General features: G+C 71.0%; 22 protein-coding genes. 16 read left to right on the top strand and 6 right to left on the bottom strand.

Annotated elements, in window-relative coordinates; genetic code table 11:
• Positions 1 to 70: 70 nt before the first annotated feature.
• Positions 71 to 859, bottom strand: a complete 789-nt coding sequence (locus tag VT50_RS26330) for a class I SAM-dependent methyltransferase (RefSeq protein WP_046088007.1) — start codon at positions 857 to 859, stop codon at positions 71 to 73.
• Between the two features lie 143 nt (positions 860 to 1,002).
• On the opposite strand from VT50_RS26330, the gene VT50_RS26325 reads away from it, so the two are divergent.
• The 5 genes from VT50_RS26325 to VT50_RS26305 all read left to right on the top strand — a co-directional run bounded on the left by VT50_RS26325 (position 1,003) and on the right by VT50_RS26305 (position 6,898).
• Positions 1,003 to 3,402, top strand: a complete 2,400-nt coding sequence (locus VT50_RS26325; RefSeq protein ID WP_046087977.1) for a beta-L-arabinofuranosidase domain-containing protein — start codon at positions 1,003 to 1,005, stop codon at positions 3,400 to 3,402.
• Between the two features lie 66 nt (positions 3,403 to 3,468).
• On the top strand, positions 3,469 to 4,335 hold the full coding sequence (locus VT50_RS26320) for an MFS transporter (RefSeq protein ID WP_078840823.1): 867 nt from the start codon (positions 3,469 to 3,471) through the stop codon (positions 4,333 to 4,335).
• Positions 4,336 to 4,368: 33 nt separating this feature from the next.
• On the top strand, positions 4,369 to 4,821 hold the full coding sequence (locus tag VT50_RS26315; protein ID WP_053048671.1) for a MerR family transcriptional regulator: 453 nt from the start codon (positions 4,369 to 4,371) through the stop codon (positions 4,819 to 4,821).
• Between the two features lie 35 nt (positions 4,822 to 4,856).
• Positions 4,857 to 5,963 (top strand): SDR family oxidoreductase, encoded by a 1,107-nt coding sequence (locus VT50_RS26310; protein WP_078840822.1) that lies wholly within the window; start codon positions 4,857 to 4,859, stop codon positions 5,961 to 5,963.
• 149 nt (positions 5,964 to 6,112) lie between these two features.
• Positions 6,113 to 6,898 carry a nucleotidyltransferase domain-containing protein gene (locus tag VT50_RS26305; RefSeq protein ID WP_420822226.1) on the top strand — a complete coding sequence of 262 codons (786 nt, stop codon included), beginning with the start codon at positions 6,113 to 6,115 and terminating at the stop codon, positions 6,896 to 6,898.
• 139 nt (positions 6,899 to 7,037) lie between these two features.
• Here the strand turns inward: VT50_RS26305 and VT50_RS26300 are convergent, their stop codons facing one another.
• Positions 7,038 to 7,979, bottom strand: coding sequence for an EamA family transporter (locus VT50_RS26300; RefSeq protein WP_075200437.1), 942 nt, complete (start codon positions 7,977 to 7,979; stop codon positions 7,038 to 7,040).
• Positions 7,980 to 8,047: 68 nt separating this feature from the next.
• Between VT50_RS26300 and VT50_RS26295 the strand changes: the two genes are divergently transcribed.
• The 9 genes from VT50_RS26295 (at position 8,048) to argG (ending at position 19,375) form a co-directional block, all read left to right on the top strand.
• Positions 8,048 to 8,902 carry a LysR family transcriptional regulator gene (locus VT50_RS26295; protein WP_046087974.1) on the top strand — a complete coding sequence of 285 codons (855 nt, stop codon included), beginning with the start codon at positions 8,048 to 8,050 and terminating at the stop codon, positions 8,900 to 8,902.
• 90 nt (positions 8,903 to 8,992) lie between these two features.
• The gene (locus VT50_RS38650) at positions 8,993 to 9,424 is read left to right on the top strand and encodes a hypothetical protein (RefSeq protein WP_046087973.1); all 432 of its coding nucleotides are present in this window, start codon (positions 8,993 to 8,995) and stop codon (positions 9,422 to 9,424) included.
• 120 nt (positions 9,425 to 9,544) lie between these two features.
• Complete coding sequence (locus VT50_RS26285; RefSeq protein ID WP_206269486.1) at positions 9,545 to 10,561, top strand: LacI family DNA-binding transcriptional regulator; 1,017 nt, start codon at positions 9,545 to 9,547, stop codon at positions 10,559 to 10,561.
• A 184-nt stretch (positions 10,562 to 10,745) separates the two neighbouring features.
• The gene (locus VT50_RS26280; RefSeq protein ID WP_046087971.1) at positions 10,746 to 12,089 is read left to right on the top strand and encodes an ABC transporter substrate-binding protein; all 1,344 of its coding nucleotides are present in this window, start codon (positions 10,746 to 10,748) and stop codon (positions 12,087 to 12,089) included.
• A gap of 4 nt (positions 12,090 to 12,093) precedes the next feature.
• Positions 12,094 to 13,050 carry a carbohydrate ABC transporter permease gene (locus VT50_RS26275; protein ID WP_046087970.1) on the top strand — a complete coding sequence of 319 codons (957 nt, stop codon included), beginning with the start codon at positions 12,094 to 12,096 and terminating at the stop codon, positions 13,048 to 13,050.
• On the top strand, positions 13,047 to 13,922 hold the full coding sequence (locus VT50_RS26270) for a carbohydrate ABC transporter permease (RefSeq protein ID WP_046087969.1): 876 nt from the start codon (positions 13,047 to 13,049) through the stop codon (positions 13,920 to 13,922). Before VT50_RS26275 ends, VT50_RS26270 begins: the two co-directional genes overlap by 4 nt.
• A gap of 30 nt (positions 13,923 to 13,952) precedes the next feature.
• Complete coding sequence (locus tag VT50_RS26265; RefSeq protein ID WP_046087968.1) at positions 13,953 to 15,551, top strand: glycoside hydrolase family 13 protein; 1,599 nt, start codon at positions 13,953 to 13,955, stop codon at positions 15,549 to 15,551.
• Between the two features lie 55 nt (positions 15,552 to 15,606).
• Positions 15,607 to 17,799, top strand: coding sequence for a discoidin domain-containing protein (locus VT50_RS26260; RefSeq protein WP_046087967.1), 2,193 nt, complete (start codon positions 15,607 to 15,609; stop codon positions 17,797 to 17,799).
• A 127-nt stretch (positions 17,800 to 17,926) separates the two neighbouring features.
• A complete protein-coding gene (argG, locus tag VT50_RS26255) occupies positions 17,927 to 19,375 on the top strand; it encodes an argininosuccinate synthase (protein ID WP_046087966.1) in 1,449 nt (482 codons plus the stop codon).
• Positions 19,376 to 19,473: 98 nt separating this feature from the next.
• Here argG and VT50_RS26250 read toward each other — a convergent pair whose 3' ends face one another.
• The 3 genes from VT50_RS26250 to VT50_RS26240 form a co-directional block, all read right to left on the bottom strand.
• A complete protein-coding gene (locus tag VT50_RS26250; protein WP_079343890.1) occupies positions 19,474 to 21,336 on the bottom strand; it encodes a glycoside hydrolase family 9 protein in 1,863 nt (620 codons plus the stop codon).
• 240 nt (positions 21,337 to 21,576) lie between these two features.
• Complete coding sequence (locus VT50_RS26245) at positions 21,577 to 22,851, bottom strand: glucarate dehydratase family protein (RefSeq protein WP_046085586.1); 1,275 nt, start codon at positions 22,849 to 22,851, stop codon at positions 21,577 to 21,579.
• A gap of 85 nt (positions 22,852 to 22,936) precedes the next feature.
• Positions 22,937 to 23,905: an NADP-dependent oxidoreductase gene (locus VT50_RS26240; protein ID WP_046085585.1), complete on the bottom strand. Its 969-nt coding sequence runs from the start codon at positions 23,903 to 23,905 to the stop codon at positions 22,937 to 22,939.
• 143 nt (positions 23,906 to 24,048) lie between these two features.
• Between VT50_RS26240 and VT50_RS26235 the strand changes: the two genes are divergently transcribed.
• Positions 24,049 to 24,423 carry a winged helix-turn-helix transcriptional regulator gene (locus tag VT50_RS26235; protein ID WP_046085584.1) on the top strand — a complete coding sequence of 125 codons (375 nt, stop codon included), beginning with the start codon at positions 24,049 to 24,051 and terminating at the stop codon, positions 24,421 to 24,423.
• Positions 24,424 to 24,527: 104 nt separating this feature from the next.
• Here the strand turns inward: VT50_RS26235 and VT50_RS26230 are convergent, their stop codons facing one another.
• Positions 24,528 to 25,184: a YceI family protein gene (locus VT50_RS26230; RefSeq protein WP_046085583.1), complete on the bottom strand. Its 657-nt coding sequence runs from the start codon at positions 25,182 to 25,184 to the stop codon at positions 24,528 to 24,530.
• Positions 25,185 to 25,292: 108 nt separating this feature from the next.
• On the opposite strand from VT50_RS26230, the gene VT50_RS26225 reads away from it, so the two are divergent.
• Entirely contained in the window at positions 25,293 to 26,084 is a 792-nt protein-coding gene (locus tag VT50_RS26225; protein ID WP_046085582.1) for a thioesterase family protein, read from the top strand.
• The last annotated feature ends 174 nt before the right edge of the window (positions 26,085 to 26,258 follow it).

Below are 26,258 nucleotides of genomic sequence, written 5' to 3'. Positions count from 1 at the left end.
CGTGCCGAGCGGGAGTTCCCACCCAGCCCCGACTTCATACCGGGCGACAGCCCCTCCGCACATGGGCCGCTCACCCCGGCCGGGTGGCCACCACCAGCCGACAGCGCGGGCTGCCGTCCGCCCGGCGGCCAAGGTCCTCCAGCGGATACAGCTCGACCTCGAACCCTGCTCCGATCAGCTCCTTCCACACATCCCCGAGCCGGAAGGTCCGGTAGTACATCACAAACCGCGGCCACCACACCGCGTTGCGCACCCGCATCGCGGTGTCGAACGCCAGGAGCGACCAGTAGGGCCGCGATCCCGGGCGGGCCGGTGCCACGATCGGGAAGGCGAACCGGCCGCCCGGCCGGAGCACCGAGTGGACCTGGGCGAAGAGCCCGGGCCGCTCGCGCGGCAGGAAGTGGCCGAACGCCCCGAAGCTCACCGCCAGGTCGAAGACCGGCCCGAACGGGAGGGCGCGCGCGTCGGCGCGCAACCAGTCCGTGCGCGGGCCGCCCGGCACCGGCCGGACGCGATCCCGGTCCCCGTCCCGGTTCCGGTCCTGGTCCTGGTCCTGGTCCCGGCCCACGGCGAGCATGCCCGCGCTGAAGTCGACGCCGGTGATCCGCTCCCGGCACACCTGGCGCAGCACGCCCATGCCCGCGCCGGTTCCGCAGCACACGTCGAGGCCGCTGCCGAAGGGTCCGAGCGGGCGCAGGGCGCCGGTCACGGAGTCCAGCACCGGGGCCGACGTCCGGTACGCGGTGTGGTCGAACTTTGAGGCGAGCAGATCGTAGCCGCGCTCGACGGAGGACAGCGCCTGGACGACGAGTTCGCGGAAGGTGGGGCCCTGGCCCTGAGGTACCCGAGGTGCGGACATCGCGCCCAGCATAGGGCTCACCGGGGCAGGGCGGCCCGCCGAACTTATGGACAGCGCGCCGCTGGCGTGCTGTGATGCCCGACAACGATGTCAGGCACGGCACCACCCGTCTTCCTCGGCGCCCCACCGACAGGAGCCGCACGATGCCCCTCGATCGACGTCGCTTCCTCCGCACCAGTGCCCTCACCCTCGGTGCCCCCGCGCTCGTGGGACACCTGGCCACGGAGGCCGTGGCATCCCCGGCCAAGCGGCCGAGGGCCCCGCTGCCCGACGCCTTCGACCGGCTCCCGTCCGGGAGCGTCACCCCGCGCGGCTGGCTGGCCGAGCAGTTGCGCCTCCAACTCCACGGCCTCTGCGGCCGGTACGAGGAGCGCTCGCACTTCCTCGATGTCAACGCCACCGGGTGGACCCATCCGGACCAGGACGGCTGGGAGGAGGTGCCGTACTGGCTGCGTGGCTACGTCCCGCTGGCCGTGGCCACGCGCGACCGGGCGGCGCTCGCCAACGCCCGCGGCTGGATCGACGCCATCCTCGCCACCCAGCAGGGCGACGGCTTCTTCGGGCCGCGCTCGCTGCGGACATCCCTCAACGGCGGCCCCGACTTCTGGCCGTTCCTCCCCCTCCTCATGGCCCTGCGCACCCATGAGGAGTTCACCGGCGACCAGCGCGTCGTCCCCTTCCTCACCCGCTTCCTGCGCTTCATGAACGCGCAGGGCCCGGGCGCCTTCGACACCAGCTGGGTCTCCTACCGCTGGGGCGACGGAATCGACACCGCGCTGTGGCTCCACCGCCGCACCGGCGAGGCGTTCCTCCTCGACCTCGTCCAGAAGATGCATACGTACGGCGCCAGTTGGGTCGACAACATCCCGACCCCGCACAACGTCAATATCGCCCAGGGCTTCCGCGAGCCCGCCCAGTACGCCCAGCTGACCGGCTCCGCCGAGCTCAGAGAGGCGACCTACCGCGCCTATGCGTCGGTGCTCGGCGCATACGGCCAGTTCCCGGGCGGTGGCTTCGCCGGGGACGAGAACTACCGCCCGGGTTTCGGGGATCCCCGGCAGGGCTTCGAGACCTGCGGCATCGTCGAATTCATGGCCAGCCATGAGCTGCTGACCCGGATCACCGGCGACCCGGTGTGGGCGGACCGCTGCGAGGACCTGGCGTTCAACACGCTGCCCGCCGCCCTCGACCCCCAGGGCACCGGCACCCACTACATCACCAGCGCGAACAGCGTCGATCTGAACAACACGGTCAAGTCCCAGGGGCAGTTCCAGAACGGCTTCGCGATGCAGTCCTACCAGCCGGGCGTCGACCAGTACCGCTGCTGTCCGCACAACTACGGCATGGGCTGGCCGTACTTCAGCGAGGAGCTGTGGCTGGCCACGCCCGACAAGGGGCTCGCCGCCGCCCTGTACGCCGCGTGCGAGGTGACCGCGGAGGTGGCGGGCGGTACGGCGGTCACCATCGCCGAGGACACCGACTATCCGTTCGACGAGACCATCACCCTCACCCTGTCCACTCCCGAGAAGGTGGCCTTCCCGCTCCATCTGCGGATCCCCGGCTGGTGTGAGGATCCCCGGATCGAGGTCAACGGCCGGGCGGTGGCCGCGCGCGGCGGTCCGGCCTTCGTCAAGGTCGACCGGGACTGGGCGGACGGCGATGTGGTGACGATCCGCCTGCCACAGCGCACCGCCCTGCGGACCTGGCCGGCGCGGCACGGCGCGGTCAGCGTCGACCACGGCCCGCTGACGTACTCCCTGCGCATCGGCGAGGACTTCGTGCGCTACGGCGGCACCGACGCCTTCCCCGAGTACGACGTACACGCCACCACACCGTGGAACTACGGCCTCGCCCCCGGGGCCCTCCCCGTCCTCACCCGCGACGGCGGTCCGCTCGCCGCCAACCCCTTCACCCACGAGGGCACCCCGGTCCGCATGACCGCTAAGGCGCGCCGGATCGCCGAGTGGGTCTCGGACGACGAACAGGTGGTCACCCCACTGCAACAGAGCCCGGCGCGTACCGACGCACCGGCGGAGACGGTCACCCTCATCCCCATGGGCGCCGCCCGGCTGCGCATCACCTGCTTTCCGACGGCGTCGCCGGACGGCCGGGCGTGGACCCCGGAGCCGCCCTTCCGCCGTCTGCTCAACAAGCACAGCGGCAAGGTGCTCGCGGTCGACGGGATGTCCACGGCCAACAGCGCCCGTGTGGTGCAGTTCGACAACACACCGACGGGCGACCACGCCTGGCAGTGGATCGACCGGGGCGACGGCTGGTTCCTGATCCGCAACGGCCACAGCGGAAAGGTCCTGGGCGTGGACCGGATGTCCACCGGCAACAGCGCCATCGTCGTCCAGTACGAGGACAATGGCACGGCCGATCACCTCTGGCGGACGGTGGACAACGGCGACGGCTGGTTCCGCGTGCTCAACCAGAACAGCCAGAAGGTGCTGGGGGTCGACGGGATGTCCACCGCCAACAGCGCCCAGGTGGTGCAGTACGACGACAACGGAACCGATGACCACCTGTGGCGGCTGATGTGATCGGGCCCTGAACGGGCCGGGCCGCGGAGCGCGGCGCCGGGTGTCCGCCCGGCGCCGTCTCCGCGTCTGCCGTTCAGCGCCCGGCGGACACCGCCCCGGCGGCCGGGCCGGTCCAGGCCCGCCACGCGGTGTGCCAGCCGTCGGAGCCGTCCGCCCTCCCGCACGGACCCGGCCGTACTGGGCGGTCTGCTGGGCGGTCTGGCGCTGCTCGCCACGCTCATACCGGTCGAGCGGCGGGCGACCGTCCCCGTCCTGCCCCTGCGGCTGTTCCGGCACCGCACCTACACCGCCCTGCTCACCGCCGGATTCTTCTTCCAGGTCGCCGCGCTGCCGGTGGGGATCTTCCTGCCGCTGTACTTCCAGCACATCCGCGGCCACTCGGCCACCACCTCCGGACTGCTGCTGCTCCCCCTGCTCATCGGCATGGCCCTGGGCAACCGGCTCACCGCCGCCACCGTGCTGCGCAGCGGGCACGTCAAACCGGTCCTCCTGATCGGCGCGGGGCTGCTCGCCGCCGGTACCGCCCCTTTCATGGCCCTGCGGACCACGACACCTCCCGCGCTGACGTCCGTTCTGCTGTTGCCCATCGGTCTCGGCGCCGGACCGGCCATGGGCGGGCTCGCCATCGCCACCCAGAACGCCGTCCCGTCCACCGACATGGGCACCGCCACCGCGGGCTCAGCGCTCACCAAGCAGATCGGTGGCGCGGTCGGTCTGGCCTGCGCCCAGTCCCTGATCGGCCACTCCGGCACGGCCGCGCCCACCGCCACGGCCATCGGCCCCACCGTCGCCCGAAGCGGCGGCGTGGCCGGGCTGCTCGCCCTCAGGGCGCTGCTCCTCATGCGCGACATCCCCATCGCCACGGCCGGGAAGCGCCCGGGTGCGCCCACTCCCCCGTCCCCCGTTCCCTCGAAGGCCGATCGGCGCGCTTGACCTCAAGCGCTTCAAGTGTCGGATGCTCGACCTATGACAGCGATGAGGACAGAGGTCCGGGGCTCCCCGATGACCATCCAGCAGGTGTCGAGGCTGAGCGGCCTCTCGGAACCGACACTGCGCTACTACGAGAAGATCGGCCTGATCCCCCCGGTGGACCGCGACCCGGACAGTGGCCACCGGCGCTACCACCCCTCCGTGGTGGAGACGATCAGGTCACTGGGGTGCCTGAGATCCACCGGCATGAGCATGCGGGACATGCGCGCCTACCTCGGCCACCTCGACGGGGGCGACCACGGCGCGGCTCCCCTGCGCGACCTCTTTCAGCGCAACGCGGACCGCCTGGAGCGGGAGATCGCGCTCATGGAGGTACGGCTGCGCTATCTGCGGCTCAAGGCGGAGATGTGGGACGCGCGGGAGCGCGCCGACACCGACGCGGAGCGGCGGGCGATCGACGAGGTCACGCGCGTCATGGACGCGCTGTGACGGAAACCGTTCGGGAAGGGAATCCAGAACACCCCATGGAAGGCAAGACGATCCCCACGTCCGCTGACACGAGTGCCGAGGGCGAGGGCGAGGCCGGTGCCGAGGCCGGTGGTGGCGCCGGTGGTGGCGAACTCATCCTGGTGACAGGAGGCAGTGGCTACCTCGGCGCCCATGTGATCAGTGGCCTGCTGCGCGGCGGCCACCGGGTCCGCACCACGGTCCGCGCACACGGTCCGGCCACGGGTCCCACGACGAGCGCCGCCGCGAGCGTCCGGTCGGCCATCGCGGCCTCCGGTGTCGATCCCGGCGGGCGGCTCGACATCGTCACCGCCGACCTGACCACGGATGACGGTTGGGACGACGCGATGGCGGGCTGCACCCGCGTCCACCACGTGGCGTCACCGTTCCCCTCCGTCCAGCCGGACGACGCCGACGAGCTGATCGTCCCGGCGCGGGACGGCACCCTTCGTGTGCTGAGGGCCGCACGGGACCACGGTGTGCGGCGGGTCGTGATGACGTCCTCGTTCGCCGCGGTCGGATACGGCCACAAGGACGGTGACGAGTACGACGAGGACGACTGGACCGGCCCCGAGGACGACAACCCGCCCTACATCCGCTCGAAGACCATCGCGGAGCTGGCCGCCTGGGACTTCGTGGCGAAGGAGGGAAACGGCCTCGAACTGACGGTGATCAACCCGACCGGAATCTTCGGTCCGGCGCTCGGCCCCCGGCTGTCCGCCTCGACAGAACACGTCCGGACGATGCTGGAGGGGGCGATGTCGGCCGTTCCCCGCGCACACTTCGGCTTGGTGGACGTACGCGATGTCGCCGAGCTCCATCTCCGTGCCATGACACATCCCGCGGCGGCCGGACAGCGCTTCCTCGCCAGCGGCGAGCGGGCCGTCAGCTTTCTGTGGATCGCCCGGGTGCTGGCCGAGCACCTGGGCGAGCGCGCCGCCCGGGTGCCCACGCGGGAGTTCGACGACGAACGCGCGCGGCGAGCGGTCGGCGTGACGGAGCGGGTACCGGTCCTGCGCACCGAGAAGGCGCGTTCCGTACTCGGCTGGACCCCGCGCGACCCGGTGACGACCGTCCTCGACACCGCGGAGAGCCTGTTCCGTCTGGGCCTGGTGAAGGGCTGATCCGCCCCTGGCGGGGGCGGTAAGGTCGGCGTCATGGAGTGATGACCCGGCACACCGATCCCTAGGAACGCCGCCGTCGGAGCCCGTGCTCCGGCGTGCGTTCGGTGTGCCCCCGGCACCCGTCATCCACTTCGCACGATCGGATCCGTATGACCGACGACACGTTCCCCGACGTGGCCCCCGACATGGCCGACGACACGTTCCCCGACGATGTCGCGGGGCGGCTCGCCGCCCTGCCCGCCGTGCGCGCCGTCACCCTCGGGGGCTCGCGCGCGCAGGGCGCCCACACCCCGGAGAGCGACTGGGACCTGGCCCTGTACTACCGGGGCGGCTTCGACCCTGCCGCGCTGCGGGCGGTGGGCTGGGAGGGCGAGGTCTCCGAGCTCGGCGAGTGGGGCGGCGGGGTCTTCAACGGGGGCGCCTGGCTGACGATCGGCGGACGGCGCGTGGACATCCATTACCGCGACCTCGACGTGGTGGAACACGAACTCGCCGAGTCGCGGCGGGGCCGCTTCCACTGGGAGCCGCTGATGTTCCACCTCGCGGGCATCCCCAGCTATCTGGTGGTGGCCGAACTCGCCCTCAACCAGGTGCTGCGGGGCACCCTGCCACGCCCCAAGTACCCGCAGGCGCTGCGCGAGGCGGCGCCCCCGGTGTGGCGGGAGCGCGCGGCCCTGACCCTGCGGTACGCCTCGGCCGCGTACGCGGCACATGGCCAGGCCACCGAGGTCGCGGGGGCGGTGGCGACCGCCGCCCTGCAGACGGCACACGCGGTGCTGGCGGCCCGCGGTGAGTGGGTCACCAACGAGAAGCGGCTCCTCCAGCGGGCGGATCTGCGGGCCATCGACACGGTCGTGGCGGGGCTGCGGCCCGAGCCCGCGGCCCTGGCCGAGGCGATCGCCGCCGCAGAAGCGCTGTTCGCGGCCGCGGGCTGAGCGACGGCCCGGGGGCGGAGCGCGCCTCCGCCCCCGGGTCCGGGCCATCCGGGGCGCCGGGCCCGCCCCACTGGTCGCTCAGTCGCGCCGGGGCCTCCCCCGCCGGTCTTCCAGCCGCGCCGAGCCCTGCCCCGGCCGTTCAGCCGCGCCGGGTGAGGATGCTCAGCGCGTTGGCCGCGACGATGGCGGCGACGCTGATCCACTCCGCCCACCCCAGGTGCTGCCCCAGGCCGACCCGGCCGACCAGTGCGGCGAGGACCGGATTGACGCTCATGAAGAGCCCGAACGCCTGGGCGGGCACACGGCGCAGCGTGAACAGGTCCGCGAGGTACGGCACGGCCGAGGAGAGGACGCCCGCGACGATGGCGTACGCCACGGCGCTCACGGTCGGCGGCCGGTGGACGGCGACGGCGATCCCGACCGGCAGGAACATCAGCGCGGAGATCCCCGCGGCAGCCGCCGACCCCTGGGCGCCGGGAACCCGCCGCCCCACGGTCCGGTTGAGCAGGATGTACGACGCCCAGCACACGGCGGCCAGCAGCCCCAGCCCCATGCCCAGGTAGTCGGCCGAGGGCCGCGGACGCATGAGGGTCACCACGGCCGCCGCCGCGACCAGCGCACAGCAGGCGTCCACCCGGCGACGTGAGCCGATGAGCGCGATGCAGAGCGGGCCGAGGAATTCCAGGGTCACCGCCAGCCCGAGGCCGATGCGGTCGATGGCGCTGTACAGGGACAGATTCATGGTGCCGAACACCACGGCGAGCCCCACCACCGGCCGCCACTGCCACCAGGTGAAGCCGCGCAGCCGGGGCCTGCCGACGGCCAGCAGGACGGCCGCGGCCACGTACTGGCGGACGGCGACGACCCCGACCGGGCCGATGACGGGGAAGGCGTGGGATCCGATCGCGGCGCCGGTCTGGTTGGACAGCCCGCTGCCGATCATGGTGGCCACACCGGCGGACCGCCGTCCCGTCGGCTGTTGACCAGGGGCCGGGCCGGAGTCGGCCGAGGTCGGCGCGGGCCGGTGGGCGGCTTCCGTCGGTTGTGCGAAAGGGGTGCGTGACGCGGGGGCGAGTCGCATGCGTCGATCGTGCGCCCGGCCCGTACATGCGCAAAATGCGTTCGCCGCTCCATGCATACGCTAGGCGCATGGATGTGGAACTGCGGCAACTGCGCTGCCTCGTCGCGATCGTCGACGAGGGCACCTTCACCGACGCCGCCATCGCGCTCGGCGTCTCCCAGGCGGCCGTGTCCCGGACCCTGGCCGCGCTCGAACGCGCCCTGGGCACACGGCTGTTGCGGCGGACCTCCCGCGAGGTGACCCCGACGGGCACCGGGCTGCGCGTGGTGGCACACGCACGGCGGGTGCTGGCCGAGGTGGACGGGCTGGTCCGGGAGGCCGTATCGGGCCACGCCCATCTGCGGATCGGCTACGCCTGGTCGGCGCTGGGCCGTCACACCCCCGCCTTCCAGCGCCGCTGGGCGCAGGCGTACCCCGAGACGGAGCTGCACCTCGTCCGCGTCAATTCCGCCACCGCGGGGCTGACGGAGGGCGCCTGCGACCTGGCCGTCGTACGCAGGACGCTGGACGAGCGCCGCTTCGACTCCGCCATCGTCGGGCTGGAGCGGCGGCTGTGCGCCGTGGCCGCCGACGACCCGCTCGCCAGGCGCCGCTCGGTCCGGCTGGCCGACCTCAGCGGGCGCACCCTGCTGGTCGACCGGAGGACCGGCACCACCACCGCGGAGCTGTGGCCGCCCGACTCCCGCCCGGCCACCGAGGAGACCCACGACGTGGAGGACTGGCTCACCGTGATCTCCGCAGGCCGTTGCGTCGGCATGACGGCGGAGTCCACCGCCAATCAGTACCCGAGGCCCGGAATCGCCTACCGGCCGGTCCGCGACGCCGAGCCGATCGCGGTACGCCTCGCCTGGTGGCGGGACGACCCGCACCCCGCCACCCAGCCCGCGGTCGAGCTGCTCACCGCCCTCTACCGCAATGGCTGACCCCTGCCCGCCGACCCATACGGACCGTTCCGGATAATCCGGGACACTCGGCCCGGGTTTGCTGTCGGGTCGAGTGGTAACGCGGTCAACATGACCGAGAAAAAGAACGCACACACTGCCCAGAGCACCCATGTGAACGCGAAGGCCACCGCCACCAAGGCCAAGGAGACCGCGGAAAAGGCCAAGGACACCGCGGGCAAGGCGGAGAGCACGGCGAAGACCGCCGCTGCCGGAGCGGCGACGACCGCGGCGCACACCGCCCATGTCGCCGCCGACAAGGCTCAGGTGGCCGCCGGGAAGGCCGTGACCACCGGTCGCACCGTGGCCGCCGAGGCGCCCAAGAAGGCGGCCGCGGCGGCGGGTTCGGCCTGGGTGATGATCAAGACGCGTAAGGTCCTGGCCGCCGTCGCCGGTGCCGGTGCCGCCGCGGCGGGCGCCACCACCGCGGTCGTCCTGCGCAGGCGGGCGGCTCGTCGCCGCGGCCCGCTGGCCCGGCTGACCGGCGGTCGGCTCGGCTCCTGACGTCCGCGGTCGCACAGCACCCACGACCTTCATCCGACTGACGCGGTCGAAACCGCGTCTCACACCTTCTCCACCCCTGTTACGCAAGCGACTTGCGTTTCTTGCGCTACGCTTGCGTGCATGACGCGACGACTTGCTGAAGTGGCGAAGAAGGTCGGTGTCAGCGAGGCCACGGTCAGCCGGGTGCTCAACGGCAAGCCCGGGGTCTCCGAAGCCACCCGGCAGGCTGTGCTGTCCGCGCTGGACGTCCTCGGCTATGAGCGGCCCACCCAGCTGCGGGGCGACCGGGCCCGGCTGGTGGGGCTGGTCCTGCCCGAGCTGCAAAATCCCATCTTTCCGGCGTTCGCCGAGGTCATCGGCGGGGCGCTGGCACAGCTCGGACTGACTCCGGTGCTGTGCACCCAGACCAAGGGCGGGGTCTCGGAGGCCGATTACGTGGCCCTGCTGCTGCAACAGCAGGTCTCCGGGGTGGTGTTCGCGGGCGGGCTGTACGCGCAGGCCGACGCCCCGCACGAGCACTACCGGCTGCTGGCCGAGCGCAATATTCCGGTGGTGCTGGTCAACGCGGCCATAGCGCACCTCGGTTTCCCGGGCGTCTCCTGCGACGACGCCGTGGCCCTCGAGCAGGCGTGGCGGCATCTGGCCTCGCTGGGCCATGAGCGGATCGGGCTGGTGCTCGGGCCCGGCGACCATATGCCCTCAGCACGCAAGCTGGCCGCCGCGCGGGCGGTCGCCGACGATCTCCCGGATGAGTTCGTGGCCCGGGCGATCTTCTCGATCGAGGGCGGCCACGCCGCCGCCTCCCGGCTGATCGACCGGGGCGTCACGGGGATCATCTGCGCCAGCGACCCGCTGGCCCTGGGCGCGGTACGGGCCGCGCGCCGCAGGGGGCTGGGCGTGCCGTCGCAGGTATCCGTGGTCGGTTACGACGACTCCGCGTTCATGAACTGCACCGAGCCGCCGCTGACCACCGTCCGCCAGCCCATCGAGGCCATGGGCAGGGCGGCGGTGGAGGTGCTGAACGCGCAGATCGGCGGGGTGGCCGTACCGGCGGAGGAGCTGCTGTTCGAGCCGGAGCTGGTGGTGCGCGGCTCCACCGCCCAGGCGCCGCGGGGGTCAGATGGGGGCCCGTCGTAAGCGGTCGGCAGTCGGTCGGCAGGCTCAATCCACCGTATTCGCAGCACAGTTGAATAATTACAGAATCTACGCGACATCTTGCGGCGTCCTGTTGACGGTGCTTGAGTGTGCGGCGCACTCACGGTTGTGTGCGCCCCGCTCGCGGCCGTGGGGCTTCCCTGCTCCTGTACAGAGGGGTCCACCCATGAGAAGCACCGGGTTCTGCCGCACTCTCATCGCGCTCAGCACGCTCTCCCTCGCCCTGACCGCCTGCGGCGGGTCGGACGACGGGTCGGCGGACGGAAAGACGCGCATCACGGTCAACTGCATGCCGCCCAAGAGCGCCAAGGTCGACCGCACGTTCTTCGAGGAGGACATCGCCTCCTTCGAGAGGCGGAACCCGGACATCGACGTCGTCGCGCATGACGCGTTCCCGTGCCAGGACCCGAAGACGTTCGACGCCAAGCTGGCCGGTGGCCAGATGGAGAACGTCTTCTACACGTACTTCACCGACGCCCGGCACGTGGTCGACATCAACCAGGCGGCCGATCTCACCCCGTACGTCAAGGAGTTGAAGAGCTACCCCACGCTCAGCAAGCAGCTGCGGGACATCTACACGGTCGACGGCAAGATCTACGGCATCCCGCGCACCGGCTACTCGATGGGTCTGATCTACAACCGCAAGCTCTTCGAGAAGGCCGGACTCGACCCCGACAAGCCGCCGATGACCTGGGAGGAGGTCCGCGCCGACGCCAAGAGGATCGCCAAGCTGGGCGGCGGCACGGTCGGCTACGCGGACTACAGCGCGCAGAACCAGGGCGGCTGGCACTTCACCGCCGAGCTGTACTCACAGGGCGGCGACGTCGTCAGCGCGAACGGCAAGAAGGCCACCATCGACACCCCCGAGGCGCGCGCCGTCCTGCGGAACCTCCACGAGATGCGCTGGACGGACGACTCGATGGGCAGCAAACAGCTCCTGGTCATCAACGACGCCCAACAGCTGATGGGTTCGGGCAAGCTGGGGATGTACCTCGCCGCCCCCGACAACCTCCCGATCCTGGTGAAGGAGAAGGGCGGCAACTACAAGGATCTCGCCATCGCCCCCATGCCCGGTGGCAAGGGCACGCTCATCGGCGGCGACGGCTACATGTTCCAGAAGAAGGACTCGCCCGCCCAGATCCGGGCCGGTCTCAAATGGCTCGACCACATGTTCCTCACCCCGGGCCAGGGCTTCCTCGGCGACTACGTCCGCGCCAAGAAGCGGCACGCCCCGGTGGGCCTGCCCGAGCCGCGGCTGTTCACCGGCGCCGCCGACGCCAAGGACCAGCGGATCAAGAAGGCCAACGCCAATGTCCCCGTGGGCAACTACCAGAGCTTCCTCGACGGCAACCAGAAGCTGCGGATGAAGATCGAGCCGCCGCACGCCCAGCAGATCTACTCCGTGCTCGACGGCGCCGTCTCCGCCGTCCTCACCAAGGAGGACGCCGATGTCGGCCAGCTCCTGAAGGAAGCCTCCGGCAAGATTGACAGCATTCTGGCCCGGGGCTGACCCGATGACCAAGACCGCTGCGCGGCCGCCCGCCGAGGCGATCGCCGTCCACCCGGTGCAGGCGCCGCCCCCGGCGGGGGGTCGGGGGCGGCGCCGTCTCACCGACCAGGTCAGGGCCTATGGCTTTCTGCTCGGCGGCCTGATCTGCTTCGCACTGTTCTCCTGGTACCCGGCGATCCGTGCGGTCGTGATCGCCTTCCAGAAGTACACCCCCGGCTCGTCCCCCGAATGGGTCGGCACCGCCAACTTCACCCGGGTCCTGCACGATCCGGAATTCACCGCGGCCTGGCGGAACACCCTCACCTTCACCCTGCTGGCGCTGCTCATCGGCTTCGCCATCCCGTTCCTGCTCGCCCTCGTGCTCAATGAACTCCGGCACGCCAGGGCGTTCTTCAGGGTCGTGGTCTATCTGCCGGTGATGATCCCGCCGGTGGTCAGCGCCCTGCTGTGGAAGTGGTTCTACGACCCCGGCGCCGGGCTGGCCAACGAGGCGCTGCGCTTCGCCCACCTGCCCACCTCGAACTGGTCCAACGGCGCCGACACCGCCCTGGTCTCCCTCGTCATCGTGGCCACCTGGGCCAATATGGGCGGCACCGTCCTGATCTACCTGGCGGCGCTGCAGTCCATCCCGGGCGAGCTGTACGAGGCGGCCGAACTCGACGGCGCGAGCCTGCTGCAGCGGATCCGCCACGTCACGATCCCCCAGACGCGGTTCGTGATCCTCATGCTGATGCTGCTGCAGATCATCGCGACGATGCAGGTCTTCACCGAGCCGTTCGTGATCACCGGCGGCGGCCCGGAGAACGCCACGGTCACCGTCCTCTACCTGATCTACAAGTACGCCTTCCTCTACAACGACTTCGGCGGCGCCTGTGCGCTGAGCGTGATGCTGCTGGTGCTGCTCGGCGCCTTCTCCGCCCTCTATCTGCGGCTCACCCGCTCCGGGGAGGACGGCTCATGAGCACCCGTACCCTCGTCTCCCCCGCGGCCCTGGCCCGCCCCCGCGGCCGGGCCGTCTACTGGACGGTCTTCACCGCCGTGGTGGTGCTGTTCACGATCGCCTTCCTCTTCCCGGTCTACTGGATGGCGACCGGTGCGATGAAGTCGCCGGACGAGGTGGCGAAGACCCCGCCGACCCTCGTCCCCGAGCAGTGGCACCTCAGCGGCTACGGCGACGCCTGGGACCTGATGCAACTTCCGCGGCACCTGTGGAACACGGTGATCCAGGCGACCGGCGCCTGGATGTTCCAGCTGGTCTTCTGCACGGCCGCCGCCTACGCCCTGTCCAAGCTGAAGCCCGCCTTCGGCAGGGTGATCCTCGGTGGCATCCTGGCCACGCTGATGGTCCCGGCCCAGGCACTGGTCGTGCCGAAGTACCTGACCGTCGCCGATCTGCCGCTGATCCACACCAGCCTGCTCAACGACCCGCTCGCGATCTGGCTGCCCGCCGTCGCCAACGCCTTCAACCTCTATCTCCTGAAGCGGTTCTTCGACCAGATCCCGCGCGATGTCCTGGAGGCCGCCGAGATCGACGGCGCCGGAAGGCTGCGCACCCTGTGGTCGATCGTGCTGCCCATGTCGCGTCCGGTGCTCGGCGTGGTGTCGATCTTCGCGCTGGTTGCGGTGTGGCAGGACTTCCTGTGGCCGCTGATGGTCTTCTCCGACACCGGCAAGCAGCCGATCAGCGTGGCGCTCGTCCAGCTGTCGCAGAACATCCAACTGACCGTGCTCATCGCCGCGATGGTCATCGCCAGCATCCCGATGGTCGCGCTGTTCCTCGTCTTCCAGCGGCACATCATCGCCGGGATCAGCGCGGGCAGCACGAAGGGCTGACACCGCCCCCTCGACAGAAAGGCTCCCACCGTGGCCCAGCCCACCCCTGCCCGGACACCGCACGACTGGTGGCGCTCCGCCGTCATCTACCAGGTGTACGTACGCAGCTTCGCCGACGGGGACGGCGATGGCACCGGCGACCTCGCGGGCGTCCGCGCCAGGCTGCCGTACCTCGCCGAACTCGGCGTCGACGCGCTGTGGTTCAGCCCCTGGTACCAGTCGCCCATGAAGGACGGTGGCTATGACGTCGCCGACTACCGCGCCATCGATCCGGCCTTCGGCACCCTGGCCGAGGCGGAGAAGCTCATCGCCGAGGCCCGTGAGCTGGGCATCCGCACCATCGTGGACATCGTGCCAAACCACGTCTCCGACCAGCACCCCTGGTGGCGCGGAGCCCTCGCGGGCGGCGCCGAACGCGAGCTCTTCCACATCCGCCCGGGCCGCGGGGACCACGGTGAACTGCCGCCCAACGACTGGCGCTCGGAGTTCGGCGGCCCGGCGTGGACCCGGCTGCCGGACGGCCACTGGTATCTGCATCTGTTCGCCCCCGAGCAGCCGGACCTCAACTGGGCCCATCCGGCCGTACGCCAGGAACACGAGGACATCCTGCGCTTCTGGTTCGAGCGGGGTGTCGCGGGGGTGCGCATCGACTCGGCCGCCCTGCTGGCCAAGGATCCCCGGCTGCCCGACTTCGTCGAGGGCCGCGATCCCCATCCGTATGTCGACCTCGATGAGCTCCATGACATCTACCGCTCCTGGCGCGGGGTGGCCGACGAGTACGGCGGTGTCTTCGTCGGCGAGGTGTGGCTGCCGGACAGTGAGCGCTTCGCCCGCTATCTGCGCCCCGACGAGCTGCACACCGCCTTCAACTTCTCCTTCCTGGCCTGCCCCTGGGACGCCCGGCGGCTGCGGACGTCGATCGACGAAACCCTCGCCGAACACGCCCCGGTGGGCGCGCCGGCCACCTGGGTGCTGTGCAACCACGACGTGACCCGCACGGTGACCCGCTACGGACGCGAGGACACCGGTTTCGACTTCGCCACCAAGGCCTTCGGCACACCCACCGACCTCACCCTCGGCACCCGGCGGGCGCGGGCCGCCGCCCTGCTGTCGCTGGCCCTGCCCGGCGCCGTCTACGTCTACCAGGGGGAGGAACTGGGCCTGCCCGAGGCCGAGATCCCCCGCGACCGGATCCAGGACCCGATGCACTTCCGCTCCGGTGGCGCCGACCCGGGCCGCGATGGCTGCCGGGTGCCGCTGCCGTGGGCGGCGGAGGCGCCGTACGCCGGATTCGGCTCGCACGGGGAGCCGTGGCTGCCGCAGCCGTCGCACTGGGCGGCGTACGCGGCCGATCTGCAGCTGGCGGACCCGGGTTCGATGCTCGGGCTCTACCGTGCGGCGATCCGCATCCGCCGCACCACCCTCGGCTTCGGCGACGGGCCGCTGACCTGGCTCCCCTCGGCCGACGGTGTCCTGGCCTTCGCCCGTACGGACGGCCTGGTCTGCGTGGTCAACCTCGCGGCCACCCCCGCCGAGCTGGACGGCGGCTCCCGGCTTCTGCTCACCAGCGGCCCGCTGGACGACCGGGGCCACCTGCCACAGGACACCGCGGCCTGGCTGCTCCGCTGAGCCGCCACCACCGCACCGCGCTATCCCACCACCCCCACCACGAAGGGATCGGCACATGCACCGCAGCAGTACCGCATCGGCATCCACCACACGCCTGTCGGCGATCGGCGTGGCCGTCGCCCTCGCGGGCGGCATGCTCGTCACCCTGACCCCCACGGCCGCACACGCACGCGCGGCCGCGGGTGCCTCGCTGCCGTTCACCTCGGTCGAGGCCGAGTCGGCCAGCACCACGGGGACGAAGATCGGCCCCGACTTCACCCAGGCCACGCTCGCCTCCGAGGCGTCCGGCCGCCAGGCCGTCCGCCTCTCCTCCGGCCAGCGCGTGGAGTTCACCGTCCCGCGCGCGGCCAACGCCGTGAACGTGGCCTACAACGTGCCCGACGGGCAGTCGGGCACGCTGAACGTCTATGTCAACGGCACCAAGCTGGCCAAGACCATCGCGGTCACGTCCAAGTACTCGTACGTGGACACCAGCTGGATCGCGGGGGCGAAGACCCACCACTTCTACGACAACGCCCGGGTGCTGCTCGGCCAGAACGTCCAGGCCGGTGACAAGGTCGCCGTCGAGGCCGCGAGCACCCAGGTCACCGTGGACGTGGCCGACTTCGAGCAGGTCGCGGGGGCCGCCACACAGCCCTCCGGTTCGGTCTCCGTCACCTCCAAGGGCGCCGATCCCAGCGGGCAGGGCGACTCCACCCAGGCGTTCCGGGACGCCATCGCCGCCGCGCAGGGCGGAGTGGTCTGGATCCCGCCGGGCGACTACAAGCTGACCTCCTCGCTGAACGGGGTCCAGAACGTCACCCTCCAGGGCGCGGGCAGCTGGCACTCCATCGTGCACACCTCACGGTTCATCGACCAGACCAGTTCGTCCGGCAGCGTCCACATCAAGGACTTCGCGGTGATCGGCGAGGTCACCGAGCGCGTCGACTCCAACCCCGACAACTTCGTCAACGGCTCGCTCGGCCCGGGCTCCAGCGTGTCGGGCATGTGGTTGCAGCACCTGAAGGTCGGACTCTGGCTGACCGGCAACAACGACAACCTCGTGGTCGAGAACAACCGCATCCTCGACACCACCGCCGACGGCCTCAACCTCAACGGCTCCGCCAAGGGCGTGCGGGTCCGCAACAACTTCCTGCGCAACCAGGGCGACGACTCGCTCGCCATGTGGTCGCTGAACGCCCCGGACACCAACAGCAGCTTCGAGAGCAACACCATCTCACAGCCGAACCTCGCCAATGGCATCGCGATCTACGGCGGTACGGACATCACGGTCAAGAACAACCTGATCTCCGACACCAACGCCCTCGGCAGCGGTATCGCCATCTCCAACCAGAAGTTCCTGGACCCGTTCCATCCGCTGGCCGGCACGATCACGGTCGACGGCAACACGCTGGTCCGCGCGGGCGCCATGAACCCCAATTGGAACCACCCCATGGGTGCCCTGCGCGTCGACTCCTACGACAGCGCGATCGAGGCCACCGTCAACATCACCAACACGACCATCACCGACAGCCCGTACAGCGCCTTCGAGTTCGTCTCCGGCGGCGGCAGCGGCTACCCGGTCAAGAACGTCAATGTGTCCGGCGCGACCGTGGCCAACCCCGGAACGGTCGTCGTCCAGGCCGAGGCGCAGGGGGCGGCGAAGTTCAGCGATGTCACGGCCTCCAGCGTCGGTGCCGCGGGCGTCTACAACTGCCCCTTCCCGGCCGGTTCCGGAACCTTCAGCCTCAACGACGGCGGCGGCAACTCCGGCTGGAGCAGCACCTGGGAGGACTGCTCCTCCTGGCCCCAGCCCGGCCAGGGCAACCCGGATCCCGACCCGGGCCGCAACCTCGCCAAGGGCCGTCCGGCGACCGCGACCGGCTCCCAGGACGTCTACACCCCGGGCAAGGCGGTCGACGGCGACGCCAACACCTACTGGGAGTCGGCCAACAACGCCTTTCCGCAGGCCCTCACCGTGGACCTGGGCTCCGCCCAGGCGGTCCGCCGACTGGTGCTGAAGCTGCCGCCCGCCACGGCGTGGGAGGCCCGTACCCAGACCCTGTCCGTGCTGGGCGGCACCGACGGCTCCTCGTACGCGACGGTGGTGGGCCCGCAGGGCTACCGCTTCGACCCGGCGAGCGGCAACAAGGTCACCGTCGCCCTCCCCGGCGGCACCAGTGTGCGCTACGTGAGGCTCAATGTGACCGGCAACACGGGCTGGCCCGCGGCCCAGGTCAGTGAGGTGGAGGCGTATCTGACCTCGTGACCCTCACCCCCGCGCTCCGCCCGGGCGCCCCGGTTCCCGGCCCGGCGGAGCGCGGGGAACGAGGTGTAGATCAAGGTCATTAGCAGGGAGCCTTGCATGATCATGCGTAAGACTGCATACTCCTGCTGTGTCCAAAGTTCTCACCTCCCTCCCTGTCGGCGAACGCGTCGGGATCGCCTTCTCCGGCGGCCTCGACACCTCGGTAGCGGTCGCGTGGATGCGCGACAAGGGCGCGGTGCCCTGCACCTACACCGCCGACATCGGCCAGTACGACGAGCCCGACATCGCCTCGGTCCCCGGGCGCGCCACGACGTACGGCGCGGAGGTCGCCCGGCTGGTGGACTGCCGCGCGGCCCTGGTGGAGGAGGGGCTCGCGGCCCTCGCCTGCGGGGCGTTCCACATCCGCTCCGGCGGCCGCAGCTACTTCAACACCACTCCGCTCGGGCGGGCGGTCACCGGCACCCTGCTGGTGCGCGCCATGCTCGAGGACAATGTGCAGATCTGGGGCGACGGCTCCACCTTCAAGGGCAATGACATCGAGCGGTTCTACCGCTACGGCCTGCTGGCCAACCCCTCCCTGCGGATCTACAAGCCGTGGCTGGACGCCGACTTCGTGAGCGAGCTCGGTGGCCGCAAGGAGATGTCGGAGTGGCTGCTCGCCCATGGCCTGCCCTACCGGGACAGCGCCGAGAAGGCGTACTCCACCGACGCCAACATCTGGGGCGCCACCCACGAGGCCAAGTCGCTCGAGCACCTCGACACCGGTATCGAGATCGTCCAGCCGATCATGGGCGTGCGGTTCTGGGACCCGTCCGTCGAGATAGCGGCCGAGGACGTCACGATCGGCTTCGAGCAGGGCCGCCCGGTGACGATCAACGGCAAGGAGTTCGCCTCCGCCGTCGATCTGGTGCTGGAGGCCAACGCCATCGGCGGGCGCCACGGCATGGGCATGTCCGACCAGATCGAGAACCGCGTCATCGAGGCCAAGAGCCGGGGCATCTACGAGGCGCCGGGGATGGCGCTGCTGCACGCGGCGTACGAGCGGCTGGTCAACGCGATCCACAACGAGGACACCCTCGCCACCTACCACGGCGAGGGGCGCCGCCTCGGCCGGCTGATGTACGAGGGCCGCTGGCTGGACCCGCAGGCGCTGATGGTGCGCGAGTCGCTGCAGCGCTGGGTCGGTGCGGCGATCACCGGCGAGGTGACCCTGCGACTGCGGCGCGGTGAGGACTACTCCATCCTGGACACCTCGGGACCGGCGTTCAGCTACCACCCGGACAAGCTCTCCATGGAGCGGACCGAGGACGCCGCCTTCGGCCCCGTGGACCGGATCGGCCAGCTGACCATGCGCAACCTCGACATCGCCGACTCGCGCGCCAAGCTGGAGCAGTACGCCGGTCTCGGCATGGTCGGCAGCTCGCATCCGGCGCTGATCGGCGCCGCACAGGCGGCCTCCACCGGACTGATCGGTGCGATGCCGCAGGGCGCCTCCGAGGCGATCGCCTCGGACGGGCACGTGTCCGGGCAGGACATGCTGCTCGACCGCGCCGCGATGGAGTTCGGCGCCGACTGACCTCCCCGCTTCCCTGGTCCGCCGCCCACCCGCGCCCGAGCACGCGGGTGGGCGGCGGCGTGTTGTGGCCGGGCCGGGTCAGCTCGCGGCCGGGCCGGTCAGTGCCCGGGCCGCTCCGCCGTGCCGCCGCCCAGACCGTCGACGTACGAGGCGACCCAGGCCAGTGGCGCGTTCCAGTTGATGGTGATCTCGTTGGTGGAGAACGCCATCAGGCCGTCGGTGTAGCACATCGCCGGGGCGCAGCCCTTCAGCTTCTTCTTGGCCACCGGGTCCTGCAGCCCGGAGTTCGGGCCGCCCGCCAGCGAACCGGGCGCCGGACGCGGCAGCCGGTGGTCGCGCTGGTGGGCCCAGAAGCGGTGGTGCTGGTTGTGCGCGTCCCGTTCGCCGTGGCCGGTGACATAGGACTGGTTGAGCGGATTGCCGCCCAGCAGGTAGTCCATGCCGCGGAGCACCGCGTCGAGGTAGCGGGGCTTGCCCGTCAGGTCGTGGGCGGTGGCGAGCACGACCATGTTGTTGAGCACCTGGCTGTTGGAGCCCCACTCGTACTGACCGTCCTTCGGCGCGTACGGCACGCCGTAGGGCGACTTCGCGGAGTCCGCGGCGTAGCGGTCGGCGGCCTTCGTCACCATCGCGCGCGCCTCGGCGCGCTGCTGTGCGGTGAGCTTGTTGGGGACGGTGGCCAGGTCCAGCGCTCCGAGGCCCGCGGTGGAGGCCCAGGACATGGCGCCGCCGCGCGGGAAGAGCGCGCCCGGGTCGCGGTGGAGCGGCGAGTCGAGCACCGCCTTGGCGTAGCCGTGGTCGCCGGTGGTGATGAACAGCTCGGCCGCGGCCCAGTAGAACTCGTCGCCGACATACCGGTCGCCGTAGGCGCCGCCGCCCGTGGAGTCCTTGTCGCTGGCGAAGACCTTCGGATGGGCCTTGGCCGCGTCCCACGCGGTCCGGGCCGCGTGCAGACAGCGGGCGGCGAACTCCGGGTCGTAGGACTTGAACAGCCGGGCGCTCTGCGCGGCGGACGCCGCCAGGTTGAGCGTGGCCGCGGTGGACGGCTTGTGCAGCTCGCGCTGTTGCCTGTCCTGGTCCGGCCGGGTCGGGAATCCGGTCCACTGCTTGTCGTGCACCTTGTGGAACGCCATCCCGGCGAGCGGCTTGCCCTGCGGCACCTGCATGCGCAGCAGGAATTCCATCTCCCAGCGGGCCTCGTCCAGGATGTCCGGGACGCCGTTGCCGCGCTCGGGCACCCGGAGCCTGCCGTCGCCGAGCGACGCGGCGTCGGCGCCCTTGGTGGTCTGGGTGCGCTCGTACGCGGACATCAGCTGGGCCACCGAGATGCCGCCGTTGACGACGTACTTGCCCTGGTCACCGGCGTCGTACCAGCCACCGGCGACATCGCGGCGATAGTCGCACCCGCCCTTGACGCACGGGACGTCGGTGTCGCCCCGGTGGGGGGCCGCCCTGTCATGACCCGCGGGGCGGGCGTACTCGGAGCCCACGAGATCCGCGTCGATCTTGATGCCGCTGCGGTTGTGGTAGAAGTACGCGAGCGCGTCGCCGCGCAGCGAGTCGTAGAGGTGGTCGCCGATGGCGAACGGCTCGCTCTTCTTGCCGCCGATGGCGATGGTGTACCCCTTGCCCGCGTCCGTGACCTCGCTGAAGTCGAAGGTCTGGACGTGTTGCCGGGAGCTGGGGTCCACGCCCGCGGGAGTGGTGGTCCCGCTCGCCCGCTGGGTGCCGTCGGCGGCCCGGAGCGTCCAGGTCAGCGGCTTGGTGGCGGGGGTGACCACGGTGCCCTTCTTGGGGCCGTGGGTCAGATAGCCGACCTGGTTCACCCGCACCGGAGAGCCGGTGTCGACCCGGGGAGCGGCCGTCCCCGCGGCGTACCGCGCGTGGTGGTCCGCGGCGCCCGCCGCGGGCGCGGCCAGGGCTCCGAGGGTCAGTCCGGCCACGACCGCCGCGGCCACCATGCGCCGGCGGCGGCGGTCGGTCCGGTCGGGGGTGATCCGTGCGCGAGGAGCGGGAGCAGGAGCAGGAGCAGACAAGACTCAGCACTTCCGGGGTCGGCGACTTCTTCCGTCCCCCAGAGGCTAAGAAGAGGTCCTGGCCTGCGGCTTCGTACGCCTAGCCGAGATCCGGGTACACCAGGTGACCGGGGTCGGCCTCCTTCAATCGAGGTATCGCGGGAGGTGAGCCGCGGTGGTGGCGGGCTACCAGCGGGCGAGGTCCGCCCGGAAGGACGGTACGAAGCGCCGCATGTACCCGGTGTCATCGCGGTTGCGCAGTCCGCACCGGACGTACTGCTCATGCAGCCGCGCCAGGGCGTCGGGGTCGAGCTCCACGCCGAGCCCGGGGGCGCGGGGCACGGGCACCGCGCCGTCCACGAAGGTCAGCGCGCCGTCCACGATCACGTCCTCGGTCTTCCACGGCCAGTGGGTGTCACAGGCGTAGGTGAGGTTCGGGGTGGCCGCGGCGAGGTGGGTCATCGCGGCCAGGCTGATGCCCAGATGCGAGTTCGAGTGCATGGACAGGCCCATGCCGAAGGTGTCGCAGATGCCGGAGAGCAGCTTGGAGCGGCGCAGTCCGCCCCAGTAGTGGTGGTCGGAGAGGACCACCTGGACGGCGTCGGCGGCCACCGCGGGGGCCAGCTCGTCGAAGGCGACCACACACATGTTGGTGGCCAGCGGCATGGGGACCTCACGGGCGACCGCGGCCATGCCGTCGATCCCCGGTGTGGGGTCCTCCAGGTACTCCAGCACGCCCCCGAGCGCGCGCCCGACCCTCGCCGAGGTCTCCACCGTCCAGACGGCATTGGGGTCCAGGCGCAGCGGATGGCCGGGGAAGGCGCGGCGCAGCGCCCGTATCGCCTCGATCTCCTCCTCCGGGGGCCGGACACCGCCCTTGAGCTTGATCGCGGTGAAGCCGTAGCCGTCCACCATCCGGCGGGCCTGCGCCACGATGGCGTCGGGGTCAAGGGCCTCGCCCCACTCGTCCGGCTCCTGGCCCGGATGGGCCGCCCACTTGTAGAAGAGGTACGCGCTGAACGGGACGGCGGACCGCACGGCGCCGCCGAGCAGATCGCTGACCGGGCGGCCGATGGCCTTGCCCTGGATGTCCAGGAGCGCCACCTCGAACGGGGAGACGACGCGGTCGACGGTGCTGCTGGTGGTGATCATGCCGGTGAGCCCGGAGCCGCCGGAGCCGCCCACGCGGTCGATGACCCGCTTCACGCGCTGGTGCAGCTCCTCGGTGGCGAAGGCGTCCAGCCCGGCGATCTCGTGCCCCACGGCCGCCAGGCGCTCCAGGTGGCGCTCGTCCGCGTAGGTCTCGCCGAGCCCGGTCAGGCCCGCGTCGGTGTGGATCCGCACGATCGAGCGGAGCGCGAAGGGTTCGTGGACGCCGACGGAGTTGAGCAGGGCCGGATCGCGGAAGGCGACCGGGGTGACGGTGACATCCGTGATCCGCAGGGGTGCTCCGTCAGACATCGACGCCCATTCATATGGTTGAACGGCTGCTAGGTGTGTGAAATCTATCAAGGGGCCGCCCCGCCGTGGGGCGTAACGTCGGCTGTCAGGCGCCGGTGCGGAGCACCAGCTTGCCCCGGGTGTGGCCGTCCTCCCCACGGCGGTGGGCGCGGGCGGCCTCCTCCAGCGGGAAGACGTCCGCGACCTCGACCTCGACCGCGCCCTGGTCGATCAGTCCGGCGATGGTGGTCAGGGCGGCCCCGTCCGGCTCGACGAGGAAGGGGCTGGTGCGCACGGAGCGGGCGTCCGCGGCCTCCCGCAGCTCGGGGCTGACGCCACCGGGGACGGCCACCAGCAGTCCCCCCTTCGTGACCACCTCCAAGGACCGGGTGCTGGTGGCGTCGTGCCCCTCCCCCAGCAGGTCGATCACCACATCGACGTTCTCCACCGCGTCCTCGAAGCGCTGCTCGGTGTAGTCGATCAGCTCCGCCGCTCCGAGACGGCCGAGCCATTCGTGGCGGCTCGCCCGGGCGGTCCCCACGACCCACGCCCCCAGGTGCCGGGCGAACTGGACGGCGAAGTGGCCGACGCCACCGGCGGCGGCGTGCACCAGAACCCGCTGACCGGCCTCCACCTTCGCGGTGTCCACCAGGATCTGCCAGGCCGTCAGCGCCGCCAGCGGCACGGCGGCCGCGGCCTCATGGCTCAACGTGGCGGGCTTACGGGCGAATTGACGGGACGGGGCCGTCACGAACTCGGCGTAGCCACCCGCCTGACGGGGGAACCACGGCATCCCGTACACCTCGTCCCCGGGAGCCAGCGTGGTGACCCCGAACCCGACCTCCTCCACCACACCGGAGACGTCCCAGCCCAGGGTGAACGGCGGCTCGCCCAGCACGCCCGCCATACCGCCGCCCTGACGGGTCTTCCAGTCGACCGGGTTGACACCGGCGGCGCGCACCCGCACCAGCACCTCGGTGGGCAGCGGCTCCGGCCGTGCGACTTCCGCCACACGCAGCACCTCCGGGCCGCCGAGCGCGTCCTGTACCACCGCACGCATCGTGGACCTGGACATGTGTGCCTCCTGAGCTCATCCGAGTCTTCCTCTTCCACGCCCGCTGTCCGAACGCGCTCGCACGCTAACCCCGGGGACCTGGTTACCCACAAGGGACACTGCTACCTTTTGGGTAGTACGAAGCGGCCCGGAAGGTTTCCTCCATGAGTACGCGATGCCACACGGGCCAGCATGCCCATCATGATGTGTACGAGGCCCAGTGCCCGTGCCGCGCCATGCTGGACCTGCTGGCGAACAAGTGGTCGGCGCTGGCCATCGGCGCCCTGGAGGACGGCCCCCTCCGATTCGGCGCGCTGCAGCGACGACTTCAGGGGGTCAGCCCCAAGGTGCTCACCCAGACCCTGCGGCGCCTCGAGGACGCCGGGCTGGTGGAGCGGACCGTCTACCCGGCCGTTCCGCTCCATGTGGAGTACGAGCTCTCCTCCCTGGGCCACAGCGCGTCCGTCCCGCTCAGGAATCTGCGTCTGTGGGTGGAGGACAATCTGGATCTCACCGCCACGGCCGCGAAACCGGTGTGACGGCGCGAAACCGGTGTGACGGCGCCGGTCCCCTTCCGTGCTGCCGCCGCCCGGCCCCCCTCAGCGCCCTTCCCACGAACGAGGGCGCCCCGGTCCGGGTCCTGTCAGGCGGTGGGGGCGGTGCGGATGGCGGCGATGTCGAACTGGAGCCGGACCTTCTCGCTCACCAGGGCACCGCCCTCGGCCAGCCTGGCGTTGTACGTCAGCCCCCATTCGGAGCGGTTGATGGTGGTCGTGCCGTCGAAACCCGCCCGCTGGTAGCCGAAGGGGTCCGTGACATGTCCGATGTAGGTGAGCTCCAGGACGACGGGGCGGGTGATGTCTCTGATCGTGAGGTCCCCGACCATGCGGTAGACGTCCGGGCCCGCGATCTCCACGGCGGTGCTGATGAACCGGATGTGCGGGTAGGTTCTGGCGTCCAGGAAGTCCCGGCCCATCAAATGGTCGTCGCGCTGCTCGACACCGGTCTGGACACTGGCGGTGGACAGCAGGACCTCGGCCCGGGAGCGGCGCGGGTCCCGGCCGTCGAAGTAGAGTCGGCTTTCGAACTCCATGAAGGCGCCACGCACCGTGCTCACCATCGCGTGCCGTACGGAGAAACCGATCCGGCTGTGCGCCGGGTCCACGATCCACTCTCCGGTGAGAGCCGCGAGGCCGGAATCCGGCACGGCGACGGCGCCGGGCGTCGCCCGGACAGGAGGGGCCGCCGGTGCGGCGCTGGCGATCGCGCGGCGGGAGGTACTGCGGCTGAACAGGTTCATGCCACCCGTTGTTATTTCAACTTAGAGGATGACGCAACCCTTGATCAAGGGCAGATACTCAAGGATCTTAAATAAGTGTCTGCGACGGTACCCGAGGAGAAGTCCCCGTTGACGACCGACAGTTACTACGAGCCGATCGACGAGCACCACTACAAGCCCACCTCCCATGTCAGCGGCGCCTGGAGCACCGACGAGCAGCACTTCAGCCCGCTCGGCGGGCTCATCGTCCACGCCGTCGACCGCCACCTCGCCACCCGTCCGCACACCGGGCTGCTCCTCAGCCGGATCAGCTTCGACATCCTCGGGCGGCTCGCCCTCGACGAGTGCGAGATCCGGGTGGAGACCGTCCGGCCCGGCCGCACCATCGAACTCCTCGAGGCCGTGGTGCTCATCGCCGACCGGCCCGTGGTCCGGGCCCGCGCCTGGCTCCTCGCCGCCGTGGACACCGCGGCCGTGGCCGGTGGCGCCGGGGACCGGCTCACCCCTCCCGAACAGCTCGCCCCCTGGTCGATGGCCTCGCTGTGGCCCGGCGGGTACATCGCCTCCCTGGACTCCCGGCCGCTCGCACCGCGCGAGCCGGGGCGCGCCACCCTGTGGGTCTCCACCCCGCTCGACCTCGTGGCCGGGCAGACCAGCACCCCGCTGGCCTCGTACATCGCGCTCGTGGACACCGCCAACGGCATCGCCGTACGGCAGTCGCCCACGGCCTGGATGTTCCCCAACGTCGACCTGACCATCCATCTCCACCGGCAGCCCGAGGGCCGCTGGACCGGTCTTGACACCACGGTCACCTTCGGCGGCACCGGCCAGGGCATCACCAGCACCGTGCTGCACGACCTGCGCGGTCCGGTCGGCCACGCCCAGCAGATCCTCACCGTCCGGCCCCTGCCCGGCGGCTGACCGCCCACGGCGCATGCCACCACCGGCGCGGGGGCGGCTCCCCTGTACGATGGGCCGCAAGCAACGAACCACTCTGCCTGACGCAGAGCTGGCGCGACCGCTCGGCGGCCGCGGTCCCCAAAGCCCCCTGCTCGGCCCGGACCCGGTATCTACCCCGGTCCAGCGCGAGAGGAC

It is taken from the genome of Streptomyces antioxidans (assembly GCF_000968685.2).
Classification (GTDB): domain Bacteria; phylum Actinomycetota; class Actinomycetes; order Streptomycetales; family Streptomycetaceae; genus Streptomyces; species Streptomyces antioxidans.
The sequence above is the reverse complement of the archived record's forward strand: the minus strand, read 5'-3'. Positions and strand labels throughout refer to the sequence as shown.